Raw genomic sequence first — 18,000 nt, forward strand, 5'->3', positions numbered from 1 at the left:
GGTGTGGTGATCTGGAGTTACGGAGCGACATCACCGATGCCGGTAAATCCGTATCGCTGGTGAGGTCCGATGACTGCTACCTCGAACAGGCCTGTCCCGGTGCGGGTTACGCCGTCCTCGACGAGGGTGAACCGAGCCAAGTTGTCGACCGGGCACAGCATCTTCTTCCACGGTTCGATGTCCGAAACCTTTTCCCGCAGGCCTTGAACCACCAGTTCGCCCTGCCACATCCCGTGGCGCCAATCCTGCTCGAGTCCGTAGCCCGTGCCGACACCGATGTAGTTGGGCAGTATCGGTTCGCAGGTGATCTCCAGGATGTGGTCGGATTCGCCTGGTGCACCGGGGCGCCGGAAGTACAGAGTTCCGCTCTTCACCTCGCGAGTACCGGAAATGAAGGTGAGCTGGTGGTCCGGTCGACCCAACCACTCCGGCTCGCGCGAGCGGTCTGCCCAGACGCGAGTCGCATCTTCGAGGATTCGACGTCCCTGCTGATCTTCTTGGACGATCGTGACGATGGTGAAGTCGCCGAATTGCATGATCGAGTAAATCCAGAAGAAGTTCTGACTGCCGGCTATCGCCGGATCTGCCTTGCGTCCAGGCGGTTCCGCTTCGCCGACCGGTCGCACACCCCAGGACCGATCGCGATTACCCCGCCACGTCTCCGGGGTGACCGGGATGACGTCGCCGTCGACGGTCAAGGATCCGGACCATATTCCGGTCTGCACGAATCGTTGCGTGTCGAAGGTGACTCGTTCGAGCTGGCGATGGAAATGTCTGGCCTCGAGATTGGCGGGGCCGTCGGACTCGAAGGTGAGGTCGAAGCTCAGGTCCGGCGCTTCGGGACTCGGGTCCAACACCACACGTAGGCGGTGCAGACCCTCGATGATTTCGATTCGCAGTGGGCCTACTGACAGGTCCATACGATCGTCACCCAAGGCTCGGGATGCCCGGAAGACAATATGGTCTTCGCCGCGCCGAAGAACCGCAAAGCCGTCGCATACACCAAGATTGGGGTACTGACCGAGACCGATGATGAGAAACAGCGGCTCGGTGTCGCCGTCGACGCCGGCATGGCAGTTGAAGTAGTAGCGGTCGTAGAAGTTTCGATCCGAGGTGCCCACGTGGCGGATGGTCTCGGCGATCTGATGTACCGGGTAGTCGTCGAGCGGGGACAGTGTCATCGTGCATCTCCTGTTGTGAGCGGGGATGTTGCGAGCGACTCCCAGTAGGTGCCGTCGAGCATGGCTTCGAGTGTCTTGTGGTGCAGGATCATCTCGTCCGGGTTGTCGGGGAATTCGGCCTGACCGAAAGCCACTGCGCGACTTTGGACTCGGAACATGATCACCGCGTGCCGCAGCGCGGCGTAAAGGATGTAGAAATCTAGATCCGCAACCTGGTGGCCGGACAGCGAGCGGTAGGCATCTGCCACGTCCTCGCGACGAAGGAAGTCCGGCATTCCGGGGAGTCCTGCCATGGCAGCGAGATCCTCGAAGAACCTGTGCTGGAAGATCATCCAGCCGAGGTCCAGCTCACGCGGCCCCAGTGTGGCCATCTCCCAGTCGAGGACCGCCGCCGGCTCGAAGTCGCGGTAGATGACATTTCCGATCCGCGAGTCACCCCAGCAGAGCACTGCGGAACCGGCATCGACGGGAAGGTTCGCTTCGATCCAGTCGAAACCGCGCTCGATCAAAGGAGATCCTGGTCCGTCGGCTGTTGCCCACTCGTAATAGCGCCGCTGGTCCTCGAGGTGCGCGCGAAGTGCTTCTGCCCCAGTCGGTTCGGCACCATCGCGGCACAACTCGGGGAGTGCGAGGTGCGGATCGGCCATAGCGTGTAGCTCGGCGAGCACCCGGACCGATGACTGCTGGAGTCGAGAACAGTCGTCGGCCGAAGCTTCCGAGAGCCACGAGCCGAACGTGTACGGCATGACGTCTGGCGGGATTTCGCCCTCGCGCCGTTCCATCACGAAGAACTCGCCGCCGAGCGCGTCCGGGTTGCTCTCGGACCAGTACACCCGCGGGATCGGCACCGACGTGTGAGCGGCGACGGCGCTCATGACCCGAAACTGCTGGTCCAGGTTGTAAGACGGAAAGATCGGTACCGCACTGTCCCGCGGGGCGATACGGGCGACCAGGCGATGCTCGCCTCGAATCCCGTCCTCGATCCACGTCGCATCGAAAAGCACAGTTTCGTTGGACATGCCGTTCGCGGCCGGTACCTCGACCGAAGTCACGGAAGGTTTCGAGCCTCGCCACAGCACGGTCGCGAGCCAGCCTTCGAGGCTGCGCCGCATCTCCGCCGGGTCGTTGCGGGATTCGCCGGGCCTGGCAAATTCGGCGTAGTCGGGATCTTCGCCGGAGGTTTCTGTTTCGGTTCGAAGGTTCATCACCACTCCTCGTGGTTCGGTGGCGCCGATGCGCACGTGCCGATTGTCGATACAATATGTATCGACTAAAGCCGTGACAGAATGTAACGGCCATCACAGCGATACCGCAAGGGATTTGCCCAAAATGTCCAAAGATTCCGAAACTCAGCACCGCCTGGGCCCGCAGCGAAACCCTGCAATCGACGACGCAGTACTGGACGCGACCAGGCAACTGTTGGAAGAAAAGGGGTACGCGGGCACGTCCATCGACGCCATAGCCACGCGTGCGGGAGTAGGACGTCCAGCCATCTACCGTCGGTGGCCGTCGAAGGCACACATCGTCAACGACGCGATCTATCCCGTACTCGACGTCGAACAGGGCGCTGACATCGACACCGAACTCGGCACCGAGGGCACGATCACGGATCAGATTCGCGCGCTGGTGCACGGCGCGGTTGCTCTGTTCGCAGCTCCCGCCACGCGAGCCGCTGCTCCCGGATTGATGAGCGAAGTGCGAACAAACGCGGAATTACGCGACGTTCTCGTGGTGCGGCAACTGGCCGGAGTCCGCGTCGAGCTGAACCGTCGACTCGAGGCGGCGAGAGAGCGCGGCGACATCCGAAGCGGCGTCGACGCCGACGCTCTTCTCGACATCATGGCTGGCGCGGCCATCTTTGCGATGTCGGTTCGCGACGTCTCGGACCCGGGACAGTTTGCCGATTCTCTTGCCGACATAGTGCTGAACGGCATACTCCCCGACGACAACTAGGCCCGAGCCCCGCCGACTATCCTGTGGGGCATGACCGAGCCTGTAGCGACCGCTGACCTTGCCGACGAGATCGGACCCGACATTCGTAGCTGCGACACGCAGTTCACCCAGTTCGGTGGACGTGAAGTCTTTGCCGGCCCCATCACCACCATCAAGTGCTTCCAGGACAACCTGCTCGTGAAGCAGACCCTCAGCGAACCCGGCAACGGCGGAGTCCTCGTCGTCGACGGTGACGCGAGCATCCACACCGCCCTGGTCGGCGACATCATTGCCGGCCGCGGCGTCGACAACGGTTGGGCCGGTGTCATCGTCAACGGAGCCGTCCGCGACTCCGCGATCCTGCGCACCCTCGACATCGGCGTCAAGGCTTTGGGCACCAACCCGCGCAAGAGCACGCAAACCGGTTCGGGCGAGAAGAACGTGCCGATCGAAATCGGCGGAGTCACCTTCAACCCCGGCGAGATCGTCTACAGCGACCAGGACGGCGTCGTCGTTCGCGAAAGCTAGTCAGAAGTCGCGGGATCAGGCGGGGGCTTCCACTTTGGCGGCCATCCCGCCGATCTCGACGACATCGCCGTCACGAAGCTGGCGGCCCCGACGATCTTCGACCTCACCGTTGACCGAAACCATGCCGTCGGCGATCACTTCCTTGGCCTCCGCGCCCGATTCGATGAGGTTCGCGAGCTTGAGAAACTGACCGAGCCGAATCATTTCGTCGCGGATGGGTACTGCTGGAATGTTGTCGGTCATGTCAATCATCTTCCTCCTCCCACAAAACTGGACACGACAGACCACACTTAGCGTGAGGATCTGATCGACCGGTAGGAGAGGAAGCTCGATGGCACCATTGACCGAGGTATCGGACACCACTGCAGAGTTGGTGGAATCGCCACCCGAAAATCCGCGCCAGGCGCGTCGATTCCGCAAAGGGCGGTTCAGCCAGGTTCCCCATATCTCGGGACTGATCCTCGGAGTCTTCTCCGTACTGGTGTTCCTGTGGAGCATCTCGCCGGTACTGCGGCACATCCTCCGCGTCCCACGCGAATACATCGACAGCTACTACTTCGACGCACCGGATACGAGCCTGTCGTGGGCGCTCGTCGTCGCCCTGCTCGCCGCCGCCCTCGCGAGCCGCAAGCGCATCGCCTGGTGGCTGCTGACGATCTACCTGTCACTGATCACCCTCACCAACATCGCCTCCGCGATCGTCGACAAGAACCCGAACAACGCCGTGGCCGTTGTCGTTCTGCTTGTCGTGATCGGAATCCTCATCGCGGCGAGGCCCGAGTTCTACACACGCGTACGGCGCGGCGCCGGCTGGAAAGCACTCGGCGTGCTGATCGGCGGCATGGCTGTCGCGACCGTGATCGGTTGGGGCCTTGTCGAACTCTTCCCAGGTGACCTACCGCAGAACCAGCGATTCCTCTGGGCCCTGAACCGCGTCACCGCTGCAGCTTCGGTCGACAACGAGGTGTTCGACGGCCACCCGCGTGTCTTCGTCAACACGGTCCTCGGTCTCCTCGGTGCCATCGCGCTCCTCGCCGCCGTCATGACGCTCTTCCGCGCGCAACGCTCCAACAACGCCCTCACCGGAAATGACGAGTCCGCGATCCGCGGGTTGATCCAGAACTTCGGTGCCGACGACTCTCTCGCTTACTTCGCCACCCGCCGCGACAAGGCGGTCATCTTCGCGCCGAGCGGCAAGGCCGCGATCACGTACCGCGTCGAGATCGGCGTCTGCCTCGCCAGTGGTGATCCCATCGGTGATCCTGAAGCGTGGCCGCACGCCATCGAAGCGTGGCAGGGGCTCGCATCGCAGTACGGCTGGGCGACGGCCGTCATGGGCGCCAGCGAAACCGGGGCGACGGCATACAAGAAGGCGGGCCTGAGCGTCCTGCAGCTCGGCGACGAAGCGATCCTGCGCACCCGCGAGTTCAATCTCAACGGACGCGACATGCGCCCGGTGCGCCAGGCGGTCACCCGAGTGAGGCGTCACGGCGTCACCGTGCGGATGCGACGCCATCGCGACATCCCGCCCGAGGACATGGCGGCCGTCATCATCCGCGCCGACGACTGGCGCGACACCGACACCGAGCGCGGCTTCTCCATGGCGCTCGGCCGACTGGGCGATCACCTCGACGGCGATTGCCTCCTCGTCGAAGCCGTCATGGGTGAAGGCACCGAGGACGAAAGCGTCGTCGGCATGCTCTCGCTCGTGCCGTGGGGACCGAACGGTGTTTCGCTCGACCTGATGCGCCGTAAGCCGACGGCGCCCAACGGTGTCGTCGAATTGATGGTCTCGGAGTTGGCCACACGTTCGGACGAGATCGGCGTCGTGCGAGTCTCGCTCAACTTCGCCGTATTCCGCTCGGTGTTCGAGGAAGGTTCGCGCATCGGCGCCGGCCCGATCCTCCGCATCTGGCGCTCGGTGCTCGTCTTCTTCTCCCGCTGGTGGCAGCTCGAAGCGCTGTACCGCTCGAACGTGAAATACCAGCCGGATTGGGTGCCGCGCTTCCTCTGCTTCGAGGACAACCGCGAACTGCCGCGCGTCGGATTCGCGTCGGCCATCGCCGAAGGCTTTGTGGTGCTGCCCAGTTTCGGGCGCAAGTCCAGCCAGGTCGTCAAGCACACCGGTACGCATGCGGCGGTGCCGGCAGCTCTGGTGACGTCCGAAGGACTGCATGCCGACGGCAGCCCGCCGGACTCGGCGCCGACGTTCACGACCAACGGTCCGCGGCGACCTGAGCAGGTCCGGGTGCGCATGAACAAACTTGCGCAACTGGCCGACGAAGGGATCGCCGCCTACCCCGTCGCCTATCCGCCGACCCACACGATTGCCGCCGCAGCGAAGTCACCGGAGGGCACCCGCGTGCGAATCGCGGGACGCCTCCTGCGGGTCCGCGACTACGGCGGAGTGGTGTTCACGGACGTGCGCGACTGGTCCGGCGACATCCAGGTTCTGGTCGATCAGGACAACGTCGGCCGCGAGAAGTTGGCGGAGTTCGCTGCCGAGTTCGATCTCGGTGACCTGATCGAAGTCAGCGGAACCATCGGGCGCAGCCGCAAGGGCGAGCTGTCGCTCATCGCCGTCGAGTGGCGCATGAACGGCAAGTGCCTGCACCCGCTGCCGGACAAGTGGAAGGGCCTCTCGGATCCCGAGACCCGCGTCCGCCAGCGGTACCTCGACATCGCCCTCAACCCGAAGGCCCGCGAACTTCTCGAGGCTAGAAGCGCCGTCGTGAAGTCGCTGCGCGATTCACTCGGTGGTCGCGGATACCTCGAAGTCGAGACCCCGATTCTGCAGCAGGTGCACGGCGGCGCGAATGCCGCTCCGTTCCTGACACACATCAACGCGTACAACCTCGACCTCTATCTCCGCATCGCACCCGAGCTGTACCTGAAGCGGTTGTGCGTCGCCGGTATGGAGAAGGTGTTCGAGATCGGCCGCGTGTTCCGCAACGAGGGCGTCGACTTCAAACACAATCCCGAGTTCACGATCCTCGAGGCCTACGAAGCCCACAGCGACTACGAGGGCATGATGCGGATGTGCCGCGAGCTGATCCAGGCGGCGGCCGTCGCAGCATTCGGTCGCGAGATCATCATGCGTCCCGGCCCGGACGGCGAACTGGTCGAGGTCGACATCTCCGGTGAGTGGCCGGTGAAGACGATGCACGGCGCCGTCGCCGAAACACTTGGTGTCGACGTCTCCCCCGAGACAAGTCTCGAAGACCTGCAGAAGTTGTGCGACGCCAACGAGATCCCGTACCAGTCCAGCTGGGATACCGGCGCCATCGCGCAGGAAATGTACGAGCATCTGGTCGAGGACTACACGGAGTTCCCGACGTTCTACACCAACTTCCCCACCTCGATGTCGCCGCTCACCCGGCCGCACCGCAGCATCCCCGGCGTCGCCGAGAAGTGGGACCTGGTGGCGTGGGGCGTCGAACTCGGAACCGCATACAGCGAGCTGACCGACCCTGTGGATCAGCGCAACCGGCTCACCGAGCAGTCGATGCTCGCGGCCGGCGGCGACCCGGAAGCGATGGAATTGGACGAAGACTTCCTCCAAGCCCTCGAACACGCGATGCCGCCGACGGGTGGTCTCGGGATGGGCGTCGACCGAATCGTCATGCTGATCACGGGTGGCAGCATCCGCGAGACACTGGCCTTCCCCCTCGCGAAACCGCGTCAGTAGTCCGGATTCTCGCGTGCCGGAATTGTTCCACGTGAAACCACCGGGCGAGATCTTGCAGGTCGGCGAGAGCCGACTGCATGTTCTTGCCGAGGGCGACGGCCCCGTCGTCGTCCTGTGCGGTGGGCTGGCGGGCAATTGGTTCGACTGGGATGACTGCGCGCGTCATCTTCAGTCGGACCACACCGTCGTCCGCTTCGATCGCCCGGGCTTCGGGCTCAGCGAGCCTACTTCCGAAGTTCCGACCGTCCGCGGCGAAGCTCAGCGGATCCGCGACGTGCTCGACACTCTGGGACTGAGTGGTCCGGCCGTCGTCGTCGGCCACTCCATCGCCGGCTTCTACGTCGAAGGCTTCGCGCGCCTGTTCCCCGATCGGGCTGCGGGGATGCTCCTCCTCGATTCCAGTGCCGAGAAGGAGCCGAAGCGTCTTTTCCCCCGCGACCTGCTGTTGATCGCCTCCCGAGCCGCCGCGGCTTCGTTCAGCACCACCGGGCTCCAACGACTCCTCGGCACGACGACGCGCAAGATCCTCAACCAGTCCGTGCCGCCGAGCGGGTCGTCCGAAGCCACTCTCGAATGGGTCCGGAAGATCTACCGCGAGCCTCATTATCTGGAAGCGGCGATGATCGAATACGTCGCGTACACCGATATGGCGCTGGAGCTCACCGCTTTACGACGCTCGAGCAAGCATCCACTGCCCGACATCGACCTCAGCGTCGTCGCCGCACACACTGGCCACACCACTCCCTGGTCCATCGCCTGGATGGCAAAGCAGCAGAAACTCGCCACCTACCTCGGTGGGAGTTTTCACGTCCTGCGCCCGGCGCATCACCACGCCATGATCGATCAGCCCGAGGAGTTGGCGAACTTGATCCGACGCCTCACGCAGCCGAACCGTCGGGGATGACACTTAAAGTTACAACTCGGACAGTAGCCGGATCATTGCTAGTCTCGGACAGCTTCTGCTTTCTACGACAGGCTGACCATGGACCGTTCGACACGTCGGGTGCGCTCGTGCCTGATTTTCGTGGCGATCCTCGTTGTCGCCCTGGCGGGCATCGCCGCCCGTCCGCCCGGTTTTCTGTCGACCTTCTGGCCCGCCAACGCAATCCTTCTGGGCATTCTCCTCCGTAACCCGCGCTCATTTGCGCCGATCGGACTCGCTGTCGGCGGCGCAGCGCTGCTGACGGCGGATCTTGCGACCGGAAGCCCCGTGCAGAGGGCCTTCGAACTGAATGCGATCAATCTGGTCGGCGTCACGACAGGATTGATCGCCGCGAACTTGCTCGGCTGCTTTCCACGGCGAATCTCCGAGACGAAGTACACGGCCAGAATCTTCCTCATCTCGGTTCTGGCGTCGTTCACGGCTGGGTCCGCCAGCGCACTACGCACTCAACTCCACGAAGGAAGCGGTGCGGCAACGGAATTGGTGGGGTGGTTCTTCGCCGACCTGTGTACGTATCTGATCGTGCTGCCGATCGTTCTGTCGGCACCGACGCTCGAACACATTCGAAGAACCTGCGGGCCGTCCGTGCGGCAGAGTCTGCGCTTGAGGCGGCTCGCACAGATCCTGGCACCTCTGGCCGCTCTCCTGGCCTGTCTGCCACTCGCCCTGGAGGTCCAGGGAGCCCTTGCGCTGCTGCTGCCGATGCCGGCGCTCCTGTGGTGCGCAATGCGTGTCTCACTGTTCAGCACTTCGCTCCTGGCAGCCGGATGGAGCGCGTGGGCACTGGTCATGGCGGGTAAGGGACGTCTGGCACTGGCAGATCCGGTGCACCTACTCAGTGAGGGGGTGACCACCCGGATCTCCGTCATCTTGATGGCACTCTCCCCCATCGCCGTAGCCGTCGCCACTGGCGCACAGCGGCGCGCTGAGCGAGAACTCCAACGCATCGCCGAATGCGACGCCCTCACCGGAACGCTGAGTCGCCACGCGTTCTGGACCCAATCGCAGGAACTCCTCGACGCCCAGCACGCGGCGCAACGACCGATCGCCGTCATGATGCTCGATCTCGACCACTTCAAATCGATCAACGACAACCTCGGCCACCTCACCGGCGATTCCGTCCTCGAACAGTTCGGAAACACCCTCCTCGCCGCTACCGAAGGGCTGGGACTCTCCGGCCGACTGGGTGGTGAGGAATTTGCCGTCGCCGCCGCCGACTGCACCTTCGAGGAAGCCATCCAGCTCGCGGAGCGCATCAGAGAGGCGCAAGAGGCCCACGCGCGATCCATTCGCGGTTTCGCGGGAACGGTCAGTATCGGCGTCGCCTGGGCCGATCGCGCGATGCCGGGCATGGAGACTCTGCTCGATATCGCCGACAACGCGATGTACCAGGCAAAACGCGACGGCCGAAACCTCGTGGTGGCGTTCGATCTGTACATGGCAAGGTGACGTAGGTGCAACTACTCCTGATCCGACACGCGCTCCCCGAACTGGCCGAGGTCACCGAAGGCCGCGCAGATCCCTCGCTGACCGACGAAGGTCGTGCCCAGGCACTACGGCTGCCCGCAGCACTGGCGCCGTACCGGATCACCGGACTCTTCAGCAGCCCGCAAAAGCGCGCACTCGAGACCGCAGCCCCGGTAGCGCAGATATTGGGCCTTCCGGTCACCCAGCGCGAGGGTCTGGCGGAATACGACTACGAGCAGCCGCACTACATCCCGATGCACGAGGTCCTGGAGCGGGCGCCGGAAACCTATGCGCGCATCAAAGCCGGCTGGCTTCCCGAGTCGGTGGACGGCGACGCCTTTCGTGCGCGAGTCCTCGGTGCGATCGACGAGATAGTCGCGGCAACGGACAACGACGCCACCGTGGCGATCTTCTGCCACGGCGGCGTCGTCAACATCGTTCTGCAGGAACTGCTCGGACTGGAGCGCCCGTTGACCTTCCCGATCGAGTACGTGTCCGTCACGCGCATTCTCGTGTCGCGAAACGGAAGCCGCAGGGTCGGGTCGATCAACGAAACCGGTCACGTACGCAACATGCTTCGCGTGTAGTCACACGTTGTGGCACGCCACCTGATGGCCGCCCTCGACGAGACGCAGCTCGGGAACTACCTCGGCGCAGAGATCAGTAGCCAGCGGGCACCGCGTGCGGAAGCGGCAGCCACTGGGCGGATTGAGCGGCGAGGGCAGTTCGATGACCTTCTGCTCGACGTTCTGCGCCGCAGTGACGGTGGCGTCGGGATCGGGAATCGACGCCAGCAGTAGCTGCGTATACGGGTGCAGCGCGCGGTTCTGCATGCCTTCTGCGGGAACGATTTCGCAGACGCGGCCCAAGTACATGATCATCACGCGGTCACTGATGTTCTTCACGACGGCCATGTTGTGCGCAATGAACAGCAGCGACAGCCCGTGACGCTTCTTCGCGTCCTCGAGCAGGTTCAGAATCTGCGCCTGCACGGAGACGTCGAGACTCGAGACCGGCTCGTCACAGATCAGGACCTTGGGGTCGAGCATCAATGCGCGGGCGATGCACACGCGCTGGCACTGACCACCCGAGAGTTCGCGTGGGGTTCGGTCCCACACCATGTCCGGGTCCAGCCCGACCTCGGCAAGAACCTCGCGCGCCCGAGCTTCGATGGCGGCCTTGTCTTTTCCGCCCCAGATCGACGGACCCTCGGTGATGAGAGCCTTGACCTTGCGTCGTGGGTTCAGCGAGGAGATCGGGTCCTGAAAGATCATCTGCAACTGAGTGCGGCTGCGACGCAATTCTTCCGCGCCCAGTGCCGTCATTTCCGTCTCTCCGAGGCGGATCGAGCCCGACGTCGGTGAGGGCAACTGCATGATCGCCCGGCCCGCCGTGGACTTGCCACAGCCGGATTCACCGACCACGCCCAAGGTTTCGCCCGGAGCGACGGTGAAGCTGATCCCGGACACGGCGTGAACGGTCTGGCCCTTGCCGACGTTGAATTCGACGACCAAGTCCTCGACCGTCAGGGCCGCGTCCACCGTCTCGGACTTCCTGGTATCCACTGATGCAGTCATCAGACCATCTCCTTCACCGCGAGCGTCAGGCCCGCTGCGGTAGTGCCGGCCTTCTCGTTGGCGACCAATGCCGTTGTGCCTTCGGGGGTGTCGACCGGGTAGTGGCACGCGAACGTGTGGCTTTCGGTTGTGTTGTCCCCCGGTCCGCCGGGAGCCAGGGCCGGGTCGCCGGTCAGGCAGTCGTCCTGGGCGTATCGGCAGCGAGCGGCGAAGCGGCAACCGGTGATCGGCTTCGTCATGTCCGGGAGCCCACCCGGAATTGTCTGCAGCACTGTGTGCGTCGGTGATTCGAGTCGCGGAATCGCGGCCATCAGCGCTTCGGTGTACGGGTGGCGAGGACGAGTGAACAACTCTTCGGTTGCCGACGTTTCCACGACGGAACCGGCGTACATGACGGCGACACGGTCCGATCGCCCCGAGACCACACCGAGGTCGTGGCTGATCAGGATGACGGCCATGTTGAGCTTGTCATTCAGTGAGGCGAGCAGATCGAGAATCTGCTTCTGCACCGTCACGTCGAGAGCGGTGGTCGGCTCGTCGGCGATCAGCAGTTTCGGCTCGCAAGCCAGCGCCATCGCGATGACCACGCGCTGTCGCATACCTCCCGAAAGTTCGTGGGGGTACTGGTCGAGCCGACGCTTGGGCTCGGGGATACCCACCATCGACAGGAGTTCCGCTGCGCGATCGCGGGCCGCGTCCTTCTTCAGACCCAGGTGGAACTTCAAGGATTCGGTGATGTGGGTACCGATGCGCTTGAACGGATTGAGCGAGGTCATCGGATCCTGGAAGACCATGGCGATCTCGGGTCCCCAGAAGTGCTTCATCTCCGACTTCTTCATCGTCGACATGTCGCGGCCGGCAAACGTCACCGTCCCGCTGATGTCGAGAGCCGGGCCCTTCTGGAGCAGTCCCATGATAGTGCGCCCGAGAACCGACTTGCCGGAACCGGATTCACCCACGATGCCGAGAGTTTCGCCGGCGGAGACGTGGATCGAGACACCGTCGACTGCTCGCAACTGGCCACGGGGAGTGGCGAATACGGTTCTGATGTTGTCCGCCTGCAGCAGCGGAACGCCGTTCTGAGCTGAAGTGGTCACAGCTTACTCCGATACTTCTCGCCGATGAGGTTGAAGGAGAACACCGTCAGGAAGAGGAAGACGCCTGGTACCAGGACGATGAACGGATGCTTCTCCACGATCCCGCCCTGACCTTCCGCAATCATGTTGCCCCAGGTCGGATCAGGTTGTGCGATACCGAGTCCGAGGAAGCTCAGTGATGCTTCCGCGACGATCAGGCCGGAGACGGCCACCAGGCCGAGCGCGGCGACGGGAACGAGGACGTTGGGAACCAGCTCGCGCCAGATGACGCGCCATTTGGTGGCGCCCATGGCTCTCGCGGCAAGCACGAACTCGCGTTGGGCTACGACGATGGTGTTTGCCCTGGCGATTCGAACCATGCTGGGAATGCAGAGAATCGACAGTGCGAGGGTGATGTTGCGCAGGTTCGACGTGAGCACCGCGGCCAGTGCGATGAGCAGCACCAGAGAAGGAATGGCCAGCAGCGAGTTGGTCAGGATTCCGACCACGGCGTCGACCTTGCCACGGAAATAGCCGGCCATGACGCCGATGGTGCCACCGATGATCATGCCGATCAGCACGGCGCAGATGGCGACAGTCAAGGAGGCGCGAGCACCGAACAGGGCGCGGGCAAGCAGGTCGAGACCGAAGTTGTTGGTACCCAACGGATGATCGGAGAGCAGGCTCGGCGAGGCGAAGCCCGGCTCGGCCAAGGTCTTGACCGTGTCCTTGTACTCACCGAGTGGCAGCAGCGGCGCGAAGATCGCGGCCAGGATCAGCGCGACCAGCCAGATGCACGCCAGCCAGTACGAGAGATCGAACTGACTGCCCCACTTGGACGTACCGAGTTTGCCGAGACCCTTGAAGAGGAAAACCAGGGCAACGAGCGCGAGCACGATGCGGACGGTCATCATGATCGCTGAACCGAAGAGTGCGGTGCCGAGCAGCGCAACGCCGACCACTGTGAGAATCGATCCGATCAGGACCAGATTCTTGGGCTGTTCCAGCGTTTCGACGGGACCGGGAGCCAGCAGGACTGTCTGCTGCCGGTATGTCATCACCTCGGACGGGGCCGGCGACGGGGCCGCTCCGTCTGGCGTCACTTCAGACATGGACACGACGACTCCTCGGGTCAAGATAGGTGTACAGAACATCGATCGCACTGTTGACGAGGACGTAGATGACCGCGATCACGACCACCGCGCCGAGCAGCATCGGCGAATCACCCTGCTGCGCTGCGCGGACGATGAGCGTGCCCATTCCGGGCAGCGAGAACAGCGTCTCGACGATCACGGTGCTGCCGATCATGCCGCCGAGAGCCAGACCCATCATCGTGATGAGCGAGAACGACGACGGGCGGAGCGCGTCACTGAAAAGCACTCGCAGCGTGGGCATTCCCTTGGCCTTCGACGCGAGGATGTAATCCTCACGGAGCGTCGTCACCAGGTCGGATCGGAGAACGCGAGTGAACATCGCCATCTCGAGGAGGCTGATGGTGATCGCGGGAAGTATTGCGTGTGAGAGGTTTCCGGAGAGGCTGTCGCCGATGCGCACCCACTGTGATCGCGGGAACCAGCCGAGCCAGTTGACGGTGACCATGATCAGCAACAGACCGGCGAGGAAGCTCGGGACGGAAAGAACACCGAACGTCGCGGCGCTGATGACGCGGTCGATGACGCCGCCTTCGTGGTGCGCCGACCAGAGTGCGAGCGGAACTGCGACGACGAGTGCGATGACCAGACCCATCACTGCCAACTGAACGCTGACGGGGAGAGCGGAACTGATCGCGGTGAGGACGTCCTGCTGCGGGGGAACGAGCGAGTTGCCGAGGTCGCCCTGGAGAGCGCTGGTCAGCCAGTCCCAATAGCGAACCAGGAGTGGATCGTTGAGTCCGAGCTGCTGCCGAACTTCCTCGTACTCGGCAGGCGTTCGGCCTTCACCGAGAACGGAGACAGCGGGATCGCCGGGGATCAGTGATGCCAGCACGAAGGTTCCGAAGCTGACGATCAGGATCACAATGACGAGCTGGCCCAATTTCTTACCTATTGCGCCGATGTTCATCGATTTCGTCTCCTTCGGACAGCGAGCTCGCAATACACAGCAGTTCCTCTGATTTCATTTCTTCGTTCGCAGCCGGCCCCGATCCGCTGCAATACGGGCGCGGGGCCGGCTGTGAACTTCAGGCTCTCTAGGACTTCCAAGCTCCGTCGAAGAGCACGATTCCGTCGAGGCTCTGCTCGAGTCCGTGAACGTTCTGGTTCCACACGTCGAGTGCGGCGACGTTGCCCCACACCTGCCACGGGACGGTCTCGTTGGCGCGTTCCTGGATCTGGGCCAGGACTGCCTTCTTGTCCTCGTCGGTGGTTGCGACGCCCAACTTGTCCAGGAGAGCATCCATTTCGGCGTCGGAGTAGCCGGTCGCGTTGTTACGGCCACCGGACTTGATGCCCGTGTACAGACGCTCGTAGGGATCGGCCTCGGCGAGGCTCAGTGCTGCGGTGCTCATGTCGTAGTCGTGATCGGCGTACATCCGCTTGACCAGATCACCTGCACCGGTGACGTATTCGATCTGAGCGTCGAAGCCGACTGCGTTGAGCATCGCCTGGATGGCCAGAGCCGTTGCCTGTGCGGACGGTTCCTGGATGGAGAGGAAGGTGATCTTTCCGTCGTAGCCGTCGGCCTTGGCCTGATCGAGCAGTTCCTTCGCCTTGGCGGGATCGACGCCGATCGGTGCGACGTCGTTGTGCCAGCGCGAGGTGTCCTGGAAGATTTCCTGGCCGGGCAGTCCCTTGCCGTTGTTGACGCGGGTGTTGAGCGTCTCCGGATCGACGGCCAGCGCCATCGCCTGGCGGACACGGACATCCGAGCCCGGGCGGCCCGGGGCCATGTTCACGTTGGCGATGTAACCGAGCGACGGGATGTCGACGAAGCCGGGGTAACCCGACTCGATCAGATCCAGGATCGGGGTGAGCGTACGCATGTACGCGGCGTCGATGCCGCCCGTCTTGAGTGCTTCGGCGGTGGGCTGAGCTCCGACGATGCTGATCAGCTTGAGCTTGTCGATGTTCGGTGCGCCGTCGTAGTAGTCGGGGCGAGCAGCCAACAGCAGTTCCTCGTTGGGAGCGAACTTCTCGAGGGTGAAGGCGCCGGCGCCGATCGGGGTGAACTGGTCACCCTGCTGGGCGCTCGGGGCGACGATCATGCCGGGTCCGGTGGCGAGCATCGACTGGATGCCGGTCCACGGATCAACGAGGTTGAAGACCACGGTCGTCGCGTCGGGGGTGTCGATCGAGGCAACCTTGGAAGCCCACAGGCTCGACTGAGGTCCCTTGTTGGTGACGTAGCGGTTGATGCTGTCGGCGACGGCCTTCGAGTCGAGAGCTGTACCATCGCTGAACTTCACACTGTCGCGGAGCTTCAGCGTCCAGGTCTTGCTGTCCGAACTCGCTTCGAGCGACTGAGCGAGCTTGGGCTCGAACTTCTGCCCGATGGGGTCGTAACGCATGAGCACGTCGTAGATGGCGCTGAGCTCGCTGCCACCGGTGGCGCCGGCAACCTGAGCCTTCGCGGGATCGAGAGTCGTGACCGCCGAGTAACCGCTGAACGTCAGCGTGCCGCCCTTGGTGGGAGTGCCGGGATCAGCCTGCTCGTTGACCATGCCGATCTTCAGCGAGGAACCGGAATCAGCGGATTCGCCGCCGCCATTGCTCGAGCCGTTGTCGGCGCACGACGCCAGGAACATACTTGCGGTGATCGCCAGCGCAGCCGCAGCCAATCTGCGACTTCCGCGGCGGGAACTACGACTCATTCGAATGCCTCCAAGGCGGGGTAAGACCGTGACGTGATGTTGAACACGAAACAGTCTGTGATGGGAGGCACAGAAAATTGGATCGAGTCTCGCTCAGTGGAATCGGTTAAGTTGCAGGCCTCAACAGTCAGGTAAACCGACCCTGGCCAGCGGTTACCTTCGTGGACAGCAGACCAGCCGGTCTAGTCCCGGTCGAGCGTCGCTTCCTCGAGATCGAGCTCGCGAAGCACCTTCCGGAGGACCTCGTCGTCGATCCGGCCGGCATCGCGTTCGGCGATGAAGACGCCTCGCTCGGCATCGATCATCTCGAGGCGCAGCGAGCGGAAGGCGTTCGACGGGCTCTCCCCCAGATCCTCGTCGCTGCGTCCCAGTCGCTCCCACGCCGAGTTCGCGCGGTGGGTGTTCCAGCTTCGCAAGATGTCCGCGGCACGATTGCGGACCTGAGGGACGTCGTCGGCGTCGGCTCCGACCAATTCGTCCAGCCGCGCCGCAGCGGCCCGTGCAGCCTTGTCCTGGGCTGCCGCCTCGGCGCGTGCGTCGGACTGCTCTTCGTCCCCCTGCACGCCGAGGACACGGATCACCCACGGCAACGTCAGGCCGTGCAGCAACAGCGTGCCGACCACGACGACAAACGTCAGGAAGAGGATCAGCGACCGCCCCGGGAAGTCCTCACCACTGTTGACCGTCAGCGGAATGGCGAAGGCAGCTGCCAGCGACACGACCCCTCGCATACCGGCCCACGACACGACGAACACCGCCCGCGCCGAAATCTCCGGCTCCCTCGCTCGAATACGCGGCGACAGCCAGCGCGGTACGTACGTGAACGGGAACACCCAGGCGATTCGGACCACCACGACGGTCACGAGAACCGCAACCGACGCCCAGACGACGATCGAAGTGCTGTACCCCTGCAATCCGTTGACGACACTGGGCAATTGGAGACCGATCAACAGGAAGACGAACGACTCCAGGATCAGGTCGACGGCCCTCCACACTGCCGTGTCCTGCAAACGCGTCGCATAACTCGCGCGGGTGGAGCGCTGGCCGAGGAACAATCCGGCTACGACGACCGCGATGACGCCCGACGCGTGGACCTCTTCCGCAGCGAGGTAGGTGAAGAACGGCACCACCAATCCGATTCCGCTCTCCATCACCGGATCCTGGAGCTTGCCGCGAACCTTCGAGATGACGAACCCCACCGCGAGGCCGATCACCGTTCCACCGACCGCCGCGACGAGGAAAGTCTCGAAGCCGCCGATCAGCGTCGCACCCGTACCGACGGCAGCCGCGAGAGCGACCTTGTACGCCGTCAGAGCGGTGGCGTCGTTGAGCAGGCTCTCCCCGCCCAGCAGGGTCATGATTCGGCGCGGCAGGCCGAGCTTGCGTCCGATTGCGCTCGCGGACACCGCGTCCGGCGGCGCCACGATGGCGCCGAGAACCAGAGCAGCCGCTATCGAGAACTCCGGCACGATCAGGTAGGCGACAAAGCCCACCGCAGCCGTCGTCGCCAGGGGAAGCCCCACCGCGAGAAATCCGATCGGACGCAGATTCGAGCGCAAAGCCAGGTATGAACTGTCCAGTGCTGCCGAGTACAGAAGTGGAGGCAACACGACGAACAGGACGAGGTCGGGATCGAGTTCCAATTCCGGAACACCCGGTATCTGACAGGCGATCAAACCGACCAGGACGAGGATCAGCGGCGAAGACAGCCCGAACCTTCGCGCGACCGCCGCCACCAGCAACGCCGCTACTACAACCCCCAGTAATATGCCGTTCACCCTGGCAGCATGCAGTATGGAA

General features: G+C 63.6%; 15 protein-coding genes. 6 read left to right on the forward strand and 9 right to left on the reverse strand.

Annotated features, from left to right (window positions below; translation table 11 throughout):
• Nucleotides 1-17: 17 nt before the first annotated feature.
• Together ABH939_RS20955 and ABH939_RS20960 are read right to left on the reverse strand one after the other, a co-directional pair.
• The gene (locus tag ABH939_RS20955; RefSeq protein ID WP_404650068.1) at nt 18-1,181 is read right to left on the reverse strand and encodes a hypothetical protein; all 1,164 of its coding nucleotides are present in this window, start codon (nt 1,179-1,181) and stop codon (nt 18-20) included.
• Entirely contained in the window at nt 1,178-2,386 is a 1,209-nt protein-coding gene (locus ABH939_RS20960; RefSeq protein ID WP_404650070.1) for a phosphotransferase family protein, read from the reverse strand. The genes ABH939_RS20955 and ABH939_RS20960 overlap by 4 nt, the downstream gene beginning before the upstream one ends.
• Before the next feature lie 124 nt (nt 2,387-2,510).
• Here ABH939_RS20960 and ABH939_RS20965 point away from each other — a divergent pair, with 124 nt between their 5' ends.
• Together ABH939_RS20965 and rraA are read left to right on the forward strand one after the other, a co-directional pair.
• On the forward strand, nt 2,511-3,134 hold the full coding sequence (locus tag ABH939_RS20965) for a TetR/AcrR family transcriptional regulator (RefSeq protein WP_404650072.1): 624 nt from the start codon (nt 2,511-2,513) through the stop codon (nt 3,132-3,134).
• 30 nt (nt 3,135-3,164) lie between these two features.
• Entirely contained in the window at nt 3,165-3,641 is a 477-nt protein-coding gene (rraA, locus tag ABH939_RS20970) for a ribonuclease E activity regulator RraA (protein ID WP_003943552.1), read from the forward strand.
• A 15-nt stretch (nt 3,642-3,656) separates the two neighbouring features.
• Here the strand turns inward: rraA and ABH939_RS20975 are convergent, their stop codons facing one another.
• Nucleotides 3,657-3,884 carry an RNA-binding S4 domain-containing protein gene (locus ABH939_RS20975; protein ID WP_003943569.1) on the reverse strand — a complete coding sequence of 76 codons (228 nt, stop codon included), beginning with the start codon at nt 3,882-3,884 and terminating at the stop codon, nt 3,657-3,659.
• An 88-nt stretch (nt 3,885-3,972) separates the two neighbouring features.
• Here ABH939_RS20975 and lysX point away from each other — a divergent pair, with 88 nt between their 5' ends.
• From lysX to ABH939_RS20995, 4 genes are all read left to right on the forward strand, one after another.
• The gene (gene lysX, locus ABH939_RS20980) at nt 3,973-7,329 is read left to right on the forward strand and encodes a bifunctional lysylphosphatidylglycerol synthetase/lysine--tRNA ligase LysX (protein ID WP_338926932.1); all 3,357 of its coding nucleotides are present in this window, start codon (nt 3,973-3,975) and stop codon (nt 7,327-7,329) included.
• Nucleotides 7,330-7,342: 13 nt separating this feature from the next.
• On the forward strand, nt 7,343-8,233 hold the full coding sequence (locus ABH939_RS20985) for an alpha/beta fold hydrolase (protein WP_007735816.1): 891 nt from the start codon (nt 7,343-7,345) through the stop codon (nt 8,231-8,233).
• 78 nt (nt 8,234-8,311) lie between these two features.
• Nucleotides 8,312-9,721, forward strand: a complete 1,410-nt coding sequence (locus ABH939_RS20990; protein WP_003943555.1) for a diguanylate cyclase — start codon at nt 8,312-8,314, stop codon at nt 9,719-9,721.
• A gap of 5 nt (nt 9,722-9,726) precedes the next feature.
• A complete protein-coding gene (locus ABH939_RS20995; protein ID WP_003943544.1) occupies nt 9,727-10,326 on the forward strand; it encodes a histidine phosphatase family protein in 600 nt (199 codons plus the stop codon).
• Here the strand turns inward: ABH939_RS20995 and ABH939_RS21000 are convergent, their stop codons facing one another.
• From ABH939_RS21000 to ABH939_RS21025, 6 genes are all read right to left on the reverse strand, one after another.
• Nucleotides 10,327-11,316, reverse strand: a complete 990-nt coding sequence (locus ABH939_RS21000; protein ID WP_404650073.1) for an ABC transporter ATP-binding protein — start codon at nt 11,314-11,316, stop codon at nt 10,327-10,329.
• Complete coding sequence (locus tag ABH939_RS21005; RefSeq protein WP_003943600.1) at nt 11,316-12,413, reverse strand: ABC transporter ATP-binding protein; 1,098 nt, start codon at nt 12,411-12,413, stop codon at nt 11,316-11,318. The genes ABH939_RS21000 and ABH939_RS21005 overlap by 1 nt, the downstream gene beginning before the upstream one ends.
• Entirely contained in the window at nt 12,410-13,504 is a 1,095-nt protein-coding gene (locus ABH939_RS21010; RefSeq protein WP_007735813.1) for an ABC transporter permease, read from the reverse strand. Before ABH939_RS21010 ends, ABH939_RS21005 begins: the two co-directional genes overlap by 4 nt.
• A complete protein-coding gene (locus tag ABH939_RS21015; protein ID WP_003943571.1) occupies nt 13,497-14,453 on the reverse strand; it encodes an ABC transporter permease in 957 nt (318 codons plus the stop codon). The genes ABH939_RS21010 and ABH939_RS21015 overlap by 8 nt, the downstream gene beginning before the upstream one ends.
• A gap of 127 nt (nt 14,454-14,580) precedes the next feature.
• A complete protein-coding gene (locus tag ABH939_RS21020; protein ID WP_221742474.1) occupies nt 14,581-16,200 on the reverse strand; it encodes an ABC transporter substrate-binding protein in 1,620 nt (539 codons plus the stop codon).
• A gap of 182 nt (nt 16,201-16,382) precedes the next feature.
• A complete protein-coding gene (locus ABH939_RS21025; RefSeq protein ID WP_030536674.1) occupies nt 16,383-17,978 on the reverse strand; it encodes a Na+/H+ antiporter in 1,596 nt (531 codons plus the stop codon).
• Between the last annotated feature and the right edge of the window lie 22 nt (nt 17,979-18,000).

The sequence above is a fragment of the Rhodococcus sp. 27YEA6 genome (genome assembly GCF_044908235.1).
Lineage (GTDB): Bacteria > Actinomycetota > Actinomycetes > Mycobacteriales > Mycobacteriaceae > Rhodococcus_F > Rhodococcus_F qingshengii.